The 14,697-nt window shown below is 69.1% G+C and carries 13 protein-coding genes; 9 read left to right on the top strand and 4 right to left on the bottom strand.

All coding sequences use genetic code 11. The annotated features are described in order from the left end of the window. Window positions 1–29: 29 nt before the first annotated feature. Window positions 30–2,249, top strand: a complete 2,220-nt coding sequence (locus tag AC2IR1_RS03515; protein ID WP_486474899.1) for a transglycosylase domain-containing protein — start codon at window positions 30–32, stop codon at window positions 2,247–2,249. 155 nt (window positions 2,250–2,404) lie between these two features. On the opposite strand, the gene AC2IR1_RS03510 is transcribed toward AC2IR1_RS03515, so the two are convergent. Together AC2IR1_RS03510 and AC2IR1_RS03505 are read right to left on the bottom strand one after the other, a co-directional pair. Continuing rightward, window positions 2,405–3,049, bottom strand: coding sequence for an MlaC/ttg2D family ABC transporter substrate-binding protein (locus AC2IR1_RS03510; protein WP_486474898.1), 645 nt, complete (start codon window positions 3,047–3,049; stop codon window positions 2,405–2,407). Continuing rightward, window positions 3,009–3,839, bottom strand: a complete 831-nt coding sequence (locus tag AC2IR1_RS03505; RefSeq protein WP_486474897.1) for an MlaA family lipoprotein — start codon at window positions 3,837–3,839, stop codon at window positions 3,009–3,011. The genes AC2IR1_RS03510 and AC2IR1_RS03505 overlap by 41 nt, the downstream gene beginning before the upstream one ends. Before the next feature lie 1,292 nt (window positions 3,840–5,131). On the opposite strand from AC2IR1_RS03505, the gene AC2IR1_RS03500 reads away from it, so the two are divergent. The 7 genes from AC2IR1_RS03500 to AC2IR1_RS03470 all read left to right on the top strand — a co-directional run bounded on the left by AC2IR1_RS03500 (window position 5,132) and on the right by AC2IR1_RS03470 (window position 12,299). Beyond that, window positions 5,132–6,886 carry a type I secretion system permease/ATPase gene (locus tag AC2IR1_RS03500; protein ID WP_486474896.1) on the top strand — a complete coding sequence of 585 codons (1,755 nt, stop codon included), beginning with the start codon at window positions 5,132–5,134 and terminating at the stop codon, window positions 6,884–6,886. Beyond that, window positions 6,883–8,202, top strand: a complete 1,320-nt coding sequence (locus tag AC2IR1_RS03495; RefSeq protein ID WP_486474895.1) for an HlyD family type I secretion periplasmic adaptor subunit — start codon at window positions 6,883–6,885, stop codon at window positions 8,200–8,202. The genes AC2IR1_RS03500 and AC2IR1_RS03495 overlap by 4 nt, the downstream gene beginning before the upstream one ends. Before the next feature lie 270 nt (window positions 8,203–8,472). Further along, window positions 8,473–8,937 carry a RidA family protein gene (locus tag AC2IR1_RS03490; protein WP_486474894.1) on the top strand — a complete coding sequence of 155 codons (465 nt, stop codon included), beginning with the start codon at window positions 8,473–8,475 and terminating at the stop codon, window positions 8,935–8,937. 4 nt (window positions 8,938–8,941) lie between these two features. Continuing rightward, a complete protein-coding gene (locus AC2IR1_RS03485; RefSeq protein ID WP_486474893.1) occupies window positions 8,942–9,736 on the top strand; it encodes a glycerophosphodiester phosphodiesterase family protein in 795 nt (264 codons plus the stop codon). Between the two features lie 144 nt (window positions 9,737–9,880). Next, the gene (locus AC2IR1_RS03480) at window positions 9,881–11,119 is read left to right on the top strand and encodes a GNAT family N-acetyltransferase (protein WP_486474892.1); all 1,239 of its coding nucleotides are present in this window, start codon (window positions 9,881–9,883) and stop codon (window positions 11,117–11,119) included. Next, window positions 11,116–11,412: a 4a-hydroxytetrahydrobiopterin dehydratase gene (locus tag AC2IR1_RS03475; protein ID WP_486474891.1), complete on the top strand. Its 297-nt coding sequence runs from the start codon at window positions 11,116–11,118 to the stop codon at window positions 11,410–11,412. The genes AC2IR1_RS03480 and AC2IR1_RS03475 overlap by 4 nt, the downstream gene beginning before the upstream one ends. 14 nt (window positions 11,413–11,426) lie before the next feature. Then, a complete protein-coding gene (locus AC2IR1_RS03470) occupies window positions 11,427–12,299 on the top strand; it encodes a mechanosensitive ion channel family protein (protein WP_486474890.1) in 873 nt (290 codons plus the stop codon). 69 nt (window positions 12,300–12,368) lie between these two features. Here AC2IR1_RS03470 and AC2IR1_RS03465 read toward each other — a convergent pair whose 3' ends face one another. Then, the gene (locus tag AC2IR1_RS03465) at window positions 12,369–13,001 is read right to left on the bottom strand and encodes a GntR family transcriptional regulator (protein WP_486474889.1); all 633 of its coding nucleotides are present in this window, start codon (window positions 12,999–13,001) and stop codon (window positions 12,369–12,371) included. A gap of 125 nt (window positions 13,002–13,126) precedes the next feature. Here AC2IR1_RS03465 and AC2IR1_RS03460 point away from each other — a divergent pair, with 125 nt between their 5' ends. Further along, on the top strand, window positions 13,127–13,681 hold the full coding sequence (locus tag AC2IR1_RS03460; protein WP_486474888.1) for a protein-tyrosine phosphatase family protein: 555 nt from the start codon (window positions 13,127–13,129) through the stop codon (window positions 13,679–13,681). Between the two features lie 499 nt (window positions 13,682–14,180). Here AC2IR1_RS03460 and AC2IR1_RS03455 read toward each other — a convergent pair whose 3' ends face one another. Continuing rightward, window positions 14,181–14,666 carry a redoxin family protein gene (locus AC2IR1_RS03455; RefSeq protein ID WP_486474887.1) on the bottom strand — a complete coding sequence of 162 codons (486 nt, stop codon included), beginning with the start codon at window positions 14,664–14,666 and terminating at the stop codon, window positions 14,181–14,183. Between the last annotated feature and the right edge of the window lie 31 nt (window positions 14,667–14,697).

Below are 14,697 nucleotides of genomic sequence, written 5' to 3'. Positions count from 1 at the left end.
TCGCGACAGAAAAACATCCGGGCAGGCATATGGGTGATTCAGGACGGCGCAGGGCGCCGCTGGTGGCGGACAAGCGCTACGGCGGGGCATCGGCGAAGAGCAGGAGCAGCGGCACGACCGGCAGGAAGACCGGCGGCGGCGGTGGTGGCAAGAAGGGCGGCGGCACGGGCAACGGGCGCGGCAAGGGCGGGTCTTCGCCCAAGCGTCGGCGGACCCCCGCCCGCAAGCCGCGAAATCCCGTCGTGGCGTTTTTCCGCGGCCTGTTCCGCTGGACCTTCGGCCTGATCTGGCGGGTGGTCTGGCGCCTGGGCCTGGTGAGCGTCGCGCTGGTGGTGGTGGCCTCTGCGATCAGCGGCCTGACGATGCCCCCCATCGACGAGCTTTACGACGGCCGCGCCAAGGGGTCGGTCACCATGCAGGATGACCAGGGCCAGGTCTTTGCCTGGCGCGGCGACCAGTTCGGCGGTGTCGTCACCGCCGAGACGGTTTCCCCCTACCTGAAGAACGCCATTGTCGCGACCGAGGACAAGCGGTTCTACAAGCATTTCGGCGTCTCGCCCCGCGGCATCCTGAGCGCGATGCGGATCAACCTGCGCGAGGGGCGCGGCCCGCTGTCGGGCAACGGCGGGTCGACCATCACCCAGCAGACCGCGAAGCTTCTGTGCTTTGGCGATGCCTATGATCCCGACGACTGGGACAGCGAAGCCGACTACGAGGCCGCCTGCCGGGAAACCACCCTGCTGCGCAAGGCGCGCGAGGCGATCTACGCCGTCGGCATGGAGATGCGCTATACCAAGGACGAGATCCTGACGGTCTACATGAACCGCGCCTACCTGGGCGAGGGCACCCGCGGCTTCGAAGCCGCCAGCCAGCGCTACTTCGGCAAGTCCGCCGCCAACGTGACGCCCGCAGAGGCCGCGATGCTGGCCGGCCTGCTGAAGGCGCCGACGCGCTACGCCCCCACCAACAACCTGGCGCGCAGCCAGCAACGGGCGACGGTGATCATCGGCCTGATGGAGGATCAGGGCTACCTGACCGAGGCCCAGGCGCAGAATGCCATCAGCCATCCCGCCCAGCTGTCCAAGCAGGCGCAGGAACAGTCGGGCGGCTATTTCGCCGACTGGATCATGAGTTCGACCCCGGATTTCCTGACCTCCAAGACCACGGCGGACGTGATCCTGAAGACGACGCTGGATCAGCGGATCCAGAAGGCGGCGGAAGATGCGGTGCAGTGGGTCTTCGACGAGAAGGTGAAGGAAGGGTCCAAGGCGCAGACCGCCGTGGTGGTGATGAGCGCCGATGGCGCCGTGCGCGCCATGGTGGGCGGCCGCGACGTGTCGGGCGGCGGGGTGTTCAACCGTGCCACCCAGGCGCTGCGGCAGACCGGGTCGAGCTTCAAGCCCTTCGTCTATGGCACCGCGCTGGAGCTGGGGTGGCATTACAACGACATCGTGGATGACAGCCCGCTGACCATCGACATCCCCGGTTCCGGCCCCTGGACCCCGGAAAACTACGACCGGCAGTTCCGCGGCCCCGTCACGCTGGAAGAGGCGCTGATGAAGTCGCTGAACATCCCCGCCGTGCGCGTGGCAGAGGCCGCGGGCCTGGAGAACGTGCGCAAGATCGCCAGCGATTTCGGCATCGAAAGCGACCTGGCCCAGGGCCCGGCCCTGGCGCTTGGCGCGTCGGAAAGCACGCTGGTGGAAATGGTGGGCGCCTATGCGGGCATCCTGAACGGCGGGTCTTCTGTCACGCCCTACGGGCTGCAGTCGGTCACCCTGCAGGGCGACGCCGAGCCGCTGATGGGCCAGGACGGCGGCATCGGTGAGCGGGTCATCCGCGAGGATGCCGCGCGGGAGCTCATCTACATGATGAACCAGGTGGTGGATCACGGCACCGGCGGCCGCGCCAAGGTCGACGGGCACGAGATCGCCGGCAAGACGGGCACCACCCAGGCCGCCCGCGATGCCTGGTTCATCGGGTTCAGCGCCGATTACGTCACCGGAGTCTGGATGGGCTACGATGACAACACGCCCCTGTCGGGCGTCACCGGCGGCGGCCTGCCGGCCGAGGTCTTCCACGAGGTGATGACCCGGATCGAGGCCGACCGTCCTTCGACCCCGCTGCCCATGCTGCGCCCCACGCCCGAGCCCGCCCGCACCCTGGACGGCAGCGGCAACGGCGGATCGCCGCAGCGCCTGGACAATGTGATCGAACGCGCGCTGAAGGATATCTTCGGACTGAACTGAGGCACAAAGCCGGGGCCCTGGAATTGGGCCCCGGAACGGGCCCCGGGCGGCCAGGTGCCAGCTTGCACAGGTGCCAGTTACCGGAGACACAGAAAAGGGGCCCGCGAGGGCCCCTTTGCATATCACCTGCTCCCGGCGGCCGGGAGGCGCGGCGATCAGCCGGTGGTTTTCAGCGCTTCGGTCAGGGCCGCGACATCGCCACGGCGGGCATCCAGCATGGCGCCGATTTCCGAGCGTTCGGAGGCCAGCATCGACACGCCTTCGATGACCATCTCGTAGAAGATCTGCTTGCCGTTGCGGTCCGCCACCAGGAAGTCGACGTCGAAGGGTGCCTGGCCGCGCAGGTTGAACACCGTCTGCACGATGAAGCGGTCCTTGTAGGGCTTGGAGCCGGTCACGCTGATCTCCGCCCCGATGAATTCCCGGAAACGCTTGCCGTACTTGCGGGCGATGTAGCCGGTGAAGGCATCGGTGAAGGCGGCCAGCTGCGCCGAGGAGACCTGCCGGGCCGCCGGGCCGAGGCAGGTGCGCGCGATGGCGTCCATGTCGCCGTAGCGGCGCAGCATCGCTTCGAACTGGGGGATCATCTGCGCTTCGCTGGCGGCGCCGTTGATGACGGCGTTGATCTCCGCCACGACCTTGTCCACGAGGGATTCCGCCTGGGCGGCGGTCAGGGCGCGGGCGGGGGCCGCCGGCAGGACGAGCGCGGTCACTGCCAGGGCGCCGAGCCCCGCCAGCAGCCCGCGCCGCGAGATGAGGTCATTCCGCATAGGGGTCGATGTAGGGATCGATGTAGTCACCCGAGCTCTCCGCTGCTTGGTCGTCATAGGGGTCCAGATAGGCACCTTCGGCGGCGCTGCCAAGCTGGTGGCGACGATTCTGCAGGTAGATCAGGCGGAGTTGCGCGTAGCTGTCCGCCGAGTCGTAGTAGAGGGAATCGATCGTGTCCCTGCGGTAACCGCGTTCGCCCACCAGGTTGGCCACCCGCGCGCCGGTCTTGAGCCGCTGTTCGGAGGGGTCGAGCACGGTGTTGAGCGGGTTGGTGAAGAGATCGACGACGCGGCCGGCGGTGGCGCGTTCGGTCGAGGGGCCCAGGATCGGCAGTTCCTGGTAGGCGCCCTGGGGCACGCCCCAGATCGCCAGGGTTTCGCCGAAGTCGGTATCGCGCGGTTCGATCCCGAAGGCGGTGGCCGCATCGATCAGCCCGCCGACCCCGATGGTGGAGTTCATCACGAAGCGCACGGTATTGACCGCCGCATCGCCGAAGCGGGCCTGCAGCAGGTTGTTCACCACGTCCGAGGGCGTGCCCAGGTTGTCGGCGAAATTGCCCACCATCATGTTGACCGGTTCCGGCACCACGGTGGCGTAGACCGTCCCGACCGGGCGCAGCACCGCGGTATCGACGCCCTTGTTGAAGGCATGCACCTTGCGGTTCGTGGCCTCGTAGGGATCGAAGGCTTCGCCCGCGCGGGTCACCGCGTTCGGATCGGGCCGGGTGCAGCCGGCCAGGCCGGCCATCAGGGCCAGGCCCAGGGCGGCGGCCACCAGCGGGCGGGCGGTGGAGGGGTTCCGGGAGGCGGTCTGGGACATCGTGGCGGGCTCTCGTCTGATCCGGCGGACCGGCCCGCGCGGGGCAGGACCGGGGCCGGGGTTCCTCGGCAGATCGGTGGCGTATCGGGTCAGGTCTTGCAGGGTCGGCAGCTGGGCAGGTTCGTGATGGGCAGGTTCGGGACGGGTGGGCCCGGGATGGACCCGAAGGGACCGCCGCCCTGCGCAGCCGGGCAGCCACGACATGGGAAACGGCACGGAGAGTGCATGCACGGGCCGCAATATGACCCGCAAGCTTTATCTATTCTTTAAAGGCTTCGATGCCATAGCTCCAGACGCCTCACGCGGGAGTTGTGGCGCGGATGCGACATCCCGCCGGTGCAGGAGCGCACAGGACGCATATGGGACACGCGCGGGTTCCTTTTTAGGGGCCTCCATTTCTGGGGACCAGTGGCCGGGCCCCGCAGCGCCCCCGCGGGAGAGGCAACGGATGTGAGAGAGGCAAACGCCAGAATGCGGAAAGGACAGGCCAGAGGCGCAGTCAGGACGGCAGTCAGAGAGACCGCCCGACGGGGCGCCAAGGGGAATGCCCCCGGAACGGGCCAGATGAAAGGCCGCGCGAAGGGCCATGGGAAAGGTCCGGCCCGATGGCAAGTTTCACGCCCTCTTGGCATGCCCACTGCGGCCATGTCCGGCGGCCCGGCATGGCAATGCGCCCGGCCGCGCATCCCATGGGCAGCGATGCCAACCTGCGCCTTTTCGATCAGCCCCGAAGATGACGCCTGCCCTGGCCTTGCCCCCGAAAGGAACGCTGCCGCCGGGAGATCCGGTGCGGTGGCTGCGGCGAAGGACGGGCTGTCGGCCCACGAGCGGGTGGGCGCGGCATGATCCATGAGGGAAACGGAGATCCCGCCGCACATCCCGCCGCCCCGGCGGGCCACGGGCCCGGCCTGCACGGCGCGGAACGGAGCGATCGGACCGCCAGGCCGGCAGCCCACCCCGGCACACGCCCCACGCCCCCCGAACCGGAGCCTGGACAGGCCCCCCAGCAAGAGCCCGCCGGGGTGCCCCCGATTGGGGCCGCAAATGCGCTCCCGAACGGGGGCCTGCAGAAGGGGCCAGAGGCGGGGCCAAACGCTGGCCAAGATACTGGCCAAGATACTGGCCCTGACACTGTCACCCCGCGCCCGCACGGCAGGGCCCGGGCCGAGGCGGCGAGTGGCGCGGCCGGGGGGCGCGGGACACCCCCCGACAGCGCGCCACGCGCTGATCCGCCACGGGAAGGCCCCGCCGACGCGCCTGCGCCGGGACGACAGGCGCCGCCACGGCCCGGCGTGGCCGAACTGCGCGCCGCGCGGCGCGAAAGCCGGGGGCTTTACTGGCTGGCGGCGCTGTTTTCCGTCTTCGCCAACCTGCTGATGCTGACCGGCCCCCTCTACATGCTGCTGGTCTATGACCGCGTGCTGTCCTCCCGCTCGGTCGAGACGCTGATCGTCCTGACGGTGCTGGTCGGGTTCCTTTACGCGGTGCTGGGCGTGCTGGACGGGGCGCGGACGCGACTGATGGCGCGCGTCGGCGCGCGGTTCCAGGCACGGCTGGACCGGCGCGTCTACGAGGCGGCCCTGGCGCGGGCCTCTGCCGGGGGGACGGGTCACGCGGGTGACCAAAGGGGAGACCGCAACGCGCCCTCCGGCGATGGCGCATTGCAGGACCTGGACGCGATCCGGGCGCTGCTGGGATCGCAGGTGCCGGGCGCCCTGGCCGATCTGCCCTGGGTGCCGGTCTTCCTGGCGGGGCTTGCCCTGTTTCATCCCTACATGGGCCTGCTGGCCCTGGGCGGCGGTGCCGCGCTGCTGGTGCTGGCCGCGATCGGCCAGGCCAGCGGGCGCGGGCTGCAGGCGCAGGGTGTCAGCGCCGCCATGGGCGCGCAGGCCCAGGCGGACCAGATGCGCGCCGAGGCGGGCATGGTGCGCGCCATGGGCATGGGCACCTCTGCCTGGCGCCGCTGGTCCCGGTTGCGGAGGGAGGCGACAGAGCGGCTGACGGCGGCGGCCGAGGTCACCTCCTCCCTTTCCGCGATGAGCCGGGCCCTGCGGATGTTCCTGCAATCGGCCATGCTGGGCCTGGGGGCCTGGCTGACCCTGCAGGATGCGTTGAGCCCCGGGGCGATGATCGCCGGGTCGGTCCTGATGGGGCGGGCGCTGGCCCCGGTGGAAAGCCTGATCGCGGGCTGGCCGCTGATCAGCCGGGCGCGGCGCGGATGGGCCGGGCTGTCCCGCCTGCTGGAGGTCACGCCGGTGCCGGTGCCGCGCACCGCCCTGCCCCGCCCGCGCGCCCGGCTGGAGGTGGCGCAGGCCACCGTCGTGCCCCCCGGGGACAGCCAGGCGGCGCTGCGGATGGTCACCTTCGGGATGGCCCCCGGCCAGGCCTGCGGGGTCATCGGCCCGTCGGGCGCGGGCAAGTCGACCCTGGCGCGGGCGCTGACCGGCGGCTGGCCCTGCGCCGGGGGCACGATCCGGCTGGATGGCGCCACGCTGGAGCAATACGAGGCAGAGGAACGCGGGCGGCTGATCGGCTACCTGCCGCAGCGGGTGGAGCTGTTCGATGGCAGCATCGCGGAGAACATCGCCCGGATGGCGGAGCGGCCCGACGATACCGCCGTTGTCGCCGCCGCGCGCAGGGCCGATGCCCACGAGATGATCCTGCGCATGCCGCAGGGCTACGACACGCGGGTCAGCCCCCATGGCGGGCGGCTGTCGGGCGGGCAGATCCAGCGCATCGGCCTGGCCCGGGCGATGTATGGCGCGCCGGTCCTTCTGGTGCTGGACGAGCCGAATTCGAACCTAGACAACGAGGGGAGCCAGGCGTTGAACCACGCGATCCGGGCCCTGCGGGCAGAGGGCGGCGCGGTGCTGATCATGGCGCACCGGCCCGCCGCGATCCAGGAATGCGATCTGCTGCTGATGCTGGATCACGGCCAGCGGGTGGCCTTCGGCCCGCGCGACGAGGTGCTGCGCCGGGTCGTCGCCAACCACGAGCAGATCCGCACCACGGGGACCCGGGGCGGTGCCTCGGGCGGGCTGAGGTGAGCCGCGGCGCGCGCGCCCTGCCCCGCAGCCAGCGGGTGCGCGGGCCGGTCGTCGCCGGTCTGCTGGCGCTGGCCCTGCTGCTGGGCGGGCTGGGCGGCTGGGGCGCCACCACGCAGATCGCCGGCGCCGTCATCGCCCCCGGCCGCATCGAGGTCGAAAGCAACCGCCAGGTGGTGCAGCACCCCGATGGCGGGGTCGTGGCCGCGGTGCTGGTGGAGGAAGGCCAGGCCGTCGACCGGGGGCAGGTTCTGATCCGGCTGGATCCGGAGCAGCTGCGGACCGAGCTGACGATCGTCGAGGGCCAGCTGCATGAGCTGATGGCACGGCGCGCGCGGCTGGAGGCAGAGCGTGACGACCGTGCCCTGCCCGAGTTCGACCCCGCGCTTCTGGGCGCCCCCGGCGCGCAGGTCGCCGCCCTGGTTGAGGGGCAGCGGCGCCTGCTGGCCACCCGGCGGGAGGCCGCGGCGCAGGAGGTGGCGCAGCTGGACAAGCGCCAGGGCCAGATCCGCGCCCAGATCGGCGGCCTGGATGCCCAGGCGGAGGCGCTGCGCCGCCAGGCCGCGCTGATCCGGCAGGAGCTGGAGGTGCAGGAGAGCCTTCTGGCCCGCGGGCTGAGCCAGCTTGGCCGGGTCCTGTCGCTGCAGCGGGAGGCCGCACGGCAGGAGGGGCAGCTGGGCGACCTGGCGGCGAAGCGGGCAGAGGCGGAGGGCCGGATCACCGAGATCGAACTGCAGGTGCTGTCGCGGGCCACGGCCCGGCGGGAGGAGGCCATCGCCGACCTGCGCGACCTGCGCGTGCGGGAGCTGGAGCTGGCGGAGCGGCGCCATGCCCTGCGCGACAGGCTGGCCCGGCTGGAGGTCACGGCACCGGTGGCGGGCGTGGTGCACGGGCTGCGCATCTTCGGGGCGGGCGCCGTGGTCAGGCCCGCGGATCCGGTGCTGTACCTCGTGCCGCAGGACCGGGCGCTGCTGATCGCGGCGCGGGTCGATCCGCTGCACGTGGACCGGGTGCACACGGACCAGCAGGTGCGCCTGCGCTTTCCCGGTTTCGACCGCAAGACGACCCCGGAACTGGAAGGCCGGCTGAGCCGGGTCAGCGCCGATGCCTTCACCGACGAGGCCAGCGGGCGCAGCTACTACCGGGCCGAGATCCGCCTGAACGAGGGCGAGCGGGAACGGCTGGGCGGCGGCGAGGATGCGCTGACCCTGCTGCCGGGCATGCCGGTGGAAGCCTACCTGAGAACAGAGGACCGAACGCCGCTGGCCTATCTCGTCAAACCCTTCGGAGACTACATGGCGCGGGCTTTCCGCGAATAGCCCGGCCCCGTGGGCGGGCGGGGCCATCGGCGACATCCGCAGGGGCCGTCGCCAAAGCGCGGAAAAACGGCGCGGAAGATCGGGCAGAAGCGGGAAACCGGGCCGGCGGGCGGGGCGAGACGGGCCGCAGGGCCGGTGAGCGTCCGTCCCGGCGGCATGATGGGGATGGGGCCCAATTGCAGGGTTGCAATCCCGGGCCCGGGGCGTAGCGTTCGCGCCGAACCGACCCAATGGCGCGCAGCCGCGCGTGCCCCGCCGAAAGGACCCCCCATGACGAATGCGATCGAAACCCGCCTGGCCGAACTTGGCGTGACCCTGCCCGAGGCCGCCGCGCCCGCCGCCAACTACGTGCCCTTCGTCCAGCTGGGCAACCTGGTGCATGTCTCCGGCCAGATCAGCCAGGACGCCGACGGCATGGTGAAGGGCAAGCTGGGGGCCGACATGGAAGTGGAGGCCGGGGCCGCCGCGGCCAAGCTCTGCGCGATCAGCCTTCTGGCCCAGGCCAAGGCCGCCTGCGGTGGCGACCTGTCGAAGCTGAAGCGGGTGGTGAAGCTGGTGGGCTTCGTCAATTCCACCCCCGATTTCACCGATCAGCCGAAGGTCGTGAACGGCGCATCCGACTTCATGGTTGCCGCCCTGGGCGAGGCCGGCCGCCACGCACGTTCCGCCGTCTCTGCCGCCAGCCTGCCCTTCGGCGTGGCGGTCGAGATCGAGGCGATCTTCGAAGTCGAGTGATCCGATGAACCCCAAGGTCCCCGCCCCCGCCCTGCCGGCCGCCTTTGCGACCCTGCCGGTGGCCCACCGTGCCCTGCACGACCTGGCCGCCGGGCGCCCCGAAAACAGCCGGGAGGCGATCCGGGCCGCCGTGGATGCGGGCTACGGCATCGAGATCGACCTGCAGCTGAGCGCGGATGGCGCCGCCATGGTCTTTCATGACTACACGCTGGACCGGGTGACCGGCGAAAGCGGCCCGGTGGATGCCCGCCCCGCCGCCGAGCTGGAAACGATCCGCCTGACCGGCGGAGACAGCGGCATCCCGACCTTTGCCGAGGTGCTGGAGATCGTCGGCGGCAAGGTCCCGCTGCTGGTGGAACTGAAGGACCAGGACGGGCGCACGGCCCATGCCCCCGGCACGCTGGAGGCAGAGGCCGCCCGCGTGGCGGCGGGATATGCCGGGCCCATTGCCTTCATGTCCTTCAACCCCGCCATGGTGGGCCGGATGGCGGACCTGGCCCCCGAGGTGCCGCGCGGCATCACCACCTGCGCCTACGAGGGCAGCCATTTCGAACAGCTGACCGATGCGCAGCGCCAGGCCCTGCAGGACATGACCTTTGTCGCGCCCACCGGGTCGAGCTTCGTCAGTCACGAAGCCGCCGACCTGGCGCGCCCCAGCGTGCAGGCCCTGCGCGATCACGGGCTGACCGTGCTGTGCTGGACCATCCGCTCCCCCGAGGCGGAAGCGGAGGCGCGGGCGCTGTCGGACAACGTGACCTTCGAGCACTACCTCGCCGCCTTCCCCGCCGCGATCGGCTGATCGCCGCGGGGGGGTTGCTGCACGACTTTCATGCCCCGGGCAGGATCCGGGGCACGACAGGGCGGGCGCCTGCCCCTCTGCCTGCCCCAAGGCTTGACCATGGCCCGGCCCGCGCCAGATCATGCCGGGTAACTGCCCAGACCCATGTCCGCGAGCCCATGTCCGCGAGACGGATCCCCGAGACGGACCGAGACCACCTTGTCCCAAGAGATCGAGATCAGCACCATCGACGGCCTCGGCGCGATTGCGCCAGGGGACTGGGACAGCTGCGCCTGCCCCGAGGCGGCCACGGGCGGCGCGCCCGCCGATCCCTTCACCACATGGCGCTTCCTGAAGGCGCTGGAGGACAGCGGATCGGTCGGCCCCGGCACTGGCTGGGAACCGCATCACCTGCTGGCCCGGCAGGGAGGCGAGCTGATCGCCGTGGCGCCGCTTTATGCCAAGAGCCACAGCCAGGGCGAATATATCTTCGATTTCAACTGGGCCCATGCCTACGAGCAGGCAGGTGGGCGCTATTATCCCAAGCTGCAGATGGCGGTGCCCTTTACCCCGGCGACGGGGCGGCGGTTCCTGGTGAAACCGGGACACGAGGCGGAGGGCATGGCCGCACTGGTGCAGGGCGCGGTGCAGATCACCGCCGACAACGGGTTGTCGGGGCTGCATGTCACCTTCTGCACCGAGGCGGAGGCCATCGCGGCGGAGCAGATGGGCCTGATGCGCCGCGCCAGCCAGCAATTCCACTGGCTGAACGGGGGCTACGGGACGTTCGACGATTTCCTGGCCTCGCTCAGCTCGCGCAAGCGCAAGAACATCCGCAAGGAACGCCAGCAGGCCCAGGCCTTTGGCGGCGAGATCAGGATGCTGACGGGCGATGACCTGCGGCCCGAACACTGGGATGCCTTCTGGGCCTTCTACCAGGACACCGGCAGCCGGAAGTGGGGCACGCCCTACCTGACGCGCGCCTTCTTCGACATCGTGCAGGAGACGATGCGCGACGACGTGCTGCTGGTGCTGGCGGAACGTGACGGCGTGCCGGTGGCCGGCGCGCTGAACTTCATCGGGCGGGAGGTGCTTTTTGGCCGCTACTGGGGCGCGCTGGAGCATCACCCCTGCCTGCATTTCGAACTGTGCTATTATCGGGCCATCGACTTTGCCATCGCCAGGGGACTGGCGCGGGTCGAGGCCGGGGCGCAGGGGGAACACAAGCTGGCGCGTGGATATCTGCCCACGATGACCCATTCGGTGCACTGGATCGCCGATCCGGGGCTGGGCCGCGCCATCGCGCAATACCTGGAGGCGGAAGCCCGCGCCGTGGACGAGGACATAGAGGTCCTGACCGCCTACGGCCCCTTCCGCCGCGACAGACAGGAGGAACAGGAGTGACCGAGATTCTAGACGCATCCGTAAGGGACACCTTGCTGGGGCCGCTTTTCGACACCGGATGGGAGATCGAGAAGGACGAGGACGTGCTGGTGAAGACCTTCACCTTCGACGACTTCACCGAGGCCTTTGCCTTCATGACCCGGGCCGCCTTCTGGGCGGAGAAGTGGAACCACCATCCCGACTGGTCGAACAGCTACAACCGGGTCACCGTCCGGTTGACGACACATGACATGGGCGGCATCACCGCCGCCGACGCGAAACTTGCAAGAAAAATGGACCAGATCTGCACATGAACGAAGAAGACGCCATGAACAAACTCAACAGCCTGCTTCAGACAGAGATCTGGAACGGCAAGACCGTGGGCGATCTGTTCACGCTGGATTTCCTGGCCTCGCTCTTCGGCGATGTCCTGACCGCCGTGCTGATCCTGTTCATCGGCTTCACGCTGGCGGCCTGGGCCAAGCGGCGGATCAACGCGCTGTCCAAGCGCTATGCGCAGCTGGATGACACGCTGTTCGACTTCCTCGGCTCGATCCTGCGCTATGCGATCGTCGCCTTCAGTTTCCTGTTCGTGCTGAACACCTTCGGGGTGCAGACCACCAGCGTCGTCGCCGTCATCGGTGCCGCCGGCCTGGCCATCGGTCTGGCCTTGCAGGGCACGCTGTCGAACGTCGCCGCCGGCGTGATGATCATCTTCTTCCGCCCGATCAAGAACGGCGATTTCGTCGAGGTCGCGGGCCAGATGGGCACGGTGAAGAACATCAGCCTGAACTTCACCGAGCTGGCGAGCCTCAGCAACACCCAGATCATCATTCCCAACAGCGAGGTCTGGGGGAACACGATCACCAACTACTCGATCTACCCGACCCGCCGCGCCGAATGGACCTTTGGCGTGGGCTACGGCGCCAACCTGAAGGACGCGGAGGAGATCATCCGCAACACCATCATGGCCGATCCGCGCGCCAAGTCCGATCCGGCGCCCTTCATCCAGGTCAACAACCTGGGCGACTTCAGCGTCGATTTCCTGGTCCGGGTCTGGTGTGAAAGCGGCGATTACTTCGGCTTCACCACCGACATGAAGCGGAAGGTGAAAGAGGCGCTGGACGAGGGGGGCGTGGATATCCCCTTCCCCACCCGGACCCTGCTGCAGCCCGACGTGGGCGGCAAGGCCGAGGATTGATGTCCCTGGGGCATCGCGCCACGGCGCGGTGCCCCTTCTGCCGGCCGGCCCGGCATTGCCACGACGGGATCAGCCGCGATACCAGCCTTCGCCGCCGCCGACATCCAGGGCGGCGAGCCGCGCCAGAAGCGCCAGGGGGTCCCCGGCCTCCGCCAGGGGCAGCGCTTCGCGGATCGCGATGGCGAAGTGATCCCGCGCCTCTTCCATGTTGCCGTGACGGGGATGCAGGCACCAGCGCACGTGGCGCCAGAAGGCGGAGCGCAGCGCGGTGGCCACGATATGATCGCCCACCAGCATCAGCATCGCTTCGAGGTAGGCCGCAACGGTCTTCACCAGCGTCGGATCGGCCCCCTTCGAGGCCTCCAGCAGCCGCTGCGCGTCGCGCAGCCGGTCAAGGGACAGCCCCGGCACCGTGTCGACATCGGCCGGGCATTGCACGCAGGCGGCAAGAATGGCGCGGAACGCCCGGAAGTCGGAGTCGCGCCGGTCGATCAGCAGCGGCGTTGCGATGGTGCCGACGCCGGAGCGCGTTTCAACCAGGTTCTCATAGGCCAGCATCTGCAGCACCTGCCGGATCGGCGTGCGGGAGACCCCGAATTCCGTTGCCAGCTGACCTTCATGCAGGATGATCTCATCCGCGCCCCCCAGCAGGCAGATCCGTTCGCGGATCTCTGCGGCGATCTCGCCGTTGTTCTTGCGCATATTCTAAACTACTCGACCCAACACACTTTCCCTCCGCCCCGATCCGGATACCATCCGTTCAATACCTTGTATATGTTCGGAGAGGTTGTGCAGGCAATTTTGCAATCCCGCTTTTGGAGTTTTACTTGACCTACGAGTACAGAGCGGGCTCTGCCCTGCGGGCCAGGGTGGAGATGCCGGAAGGCGGGCAATGCCTGATGTCCGGCTTTCCGGGCCTTGAAACAGGCATCGACGGCAGCGGTTACATCGCACCGGATGCCCTGGAAGACACAGTTTGCGACATGCGGGACCTGGGCGCGGACCTCTTGCTGGTCCTGCCAGAGGAACAGGAGCTTCCCCCGGGGGCGTTCGATCTGCTCAAGAAAGAGGCACTTTCCCGGGGTGTGGAGCTGATCTTCCTGCCCATCGAGGACTACATGGTCCCCGATGATGCGTTCATGGCGCGCTGGAGCAAGCTGGGACCGGCCCTGCATGCGCGTCTTGCCCGGGGCGGGAGCTGCGCCGTGAGCTGCCAGTACGGCGCCGGGCGCAGCGGTCTGCTGATCTCCCTTCTGCTCATCGAATCCGGCATGGCGTCACGGGCGGCCGTGGCCCATGTGCGGCAATATTTCGAGGAAGCGGTGGAAAGCGAGGTCCAGCTGAGCTGGCTGGACGACCAGGCCGCCATCCGCACGGAGTGACGGGGCATCGCGCCCACCCACGCCATGGGCGAGTGACTCACGGGTACATCACTTAACCACGTGTTAAGCGCCGCCGGCGATTGACGCATTCCATGTATACAGGGTAGTTTACCTCAACGTCGCTTCCGTCGGGACTATGGAGGCGGCGCCAGTACATCAACTTGCAAACCGAGGGCCCGGTTATTGCCACCGGGTTTAGGGTCCGATGTACATGGGGTGGAGGATTGCATCGGGACTGCGATCTTCCCTGAACCCGGGACCTTCATGGTTCCGGGTTTCCCTTTTCGGGACCGGCGCAGGGGCGCTGCCTTTGCATCAGCCCGTTCACCGCATGAAACCCCTGGCCCGCGACGATCGCAGGGCCATCGCGCCAGACTGCAAGGGCCGGTTGCAAGGGCAGGTTGCAAGGGGCCGCGCATCGCAACATGGCGGCCCCGTCTTTGGGCAAGGTTCACGACCGGGGCATCGGACCGGTGATCTTGCCAGTGGTCTTGCCGCGTCAGAGCGCTTCGAGCAGGGTTTCCCCGGCCGAGACGGCGCAGGTGCCGGGGCTTTCCTCGATGTTGAGCGCCTTCACCACGCCGTCGTCGACCAGCATGGAGAAGCGGCGGCTGCGGTCGATCAGACCCGCCGGCGGGGCGGAGAAATCGAGGCCGAGCGCCTTGACGAAGGCGGAGGTCGGATCGCCCAGGAAGGAGATCGCATCGCCTGCGCCGGTGGCGTCGGCCCAGGCGCCCATGACGAAGGGATCGTTGACCGACAGGCAGATGATTTCATCCACGCCCTTGGCCGCGAAATCCGGCGCGGTGCGCAGGAAGCTGGGCACGTGGGCGGTGGTGCAGACGCCGGTGAAGGCGCCGGGCAGGCCGAAGATCACGACCTTGCGGCCCTTGGTCTTTTCGGCAACCGAGACGGCCGCGGGCGCGCCGTCGGCCATGGTGAGGAGCGTCGCATCGGGGAGGGTATCGCCGGGGGCAATGGTCATCGCGTCATCCTGTGCTGGTTTGCGTTTACCT

This window comes from Pseudooceanicola sp. NS-SX8 (genome assembly GCF_057380755.1).
The sequence above is the reverse complement of the archived record's forward strand: the minus strand, read 5'-3'. Positions and strand labels throughout refer to the sequence as shown.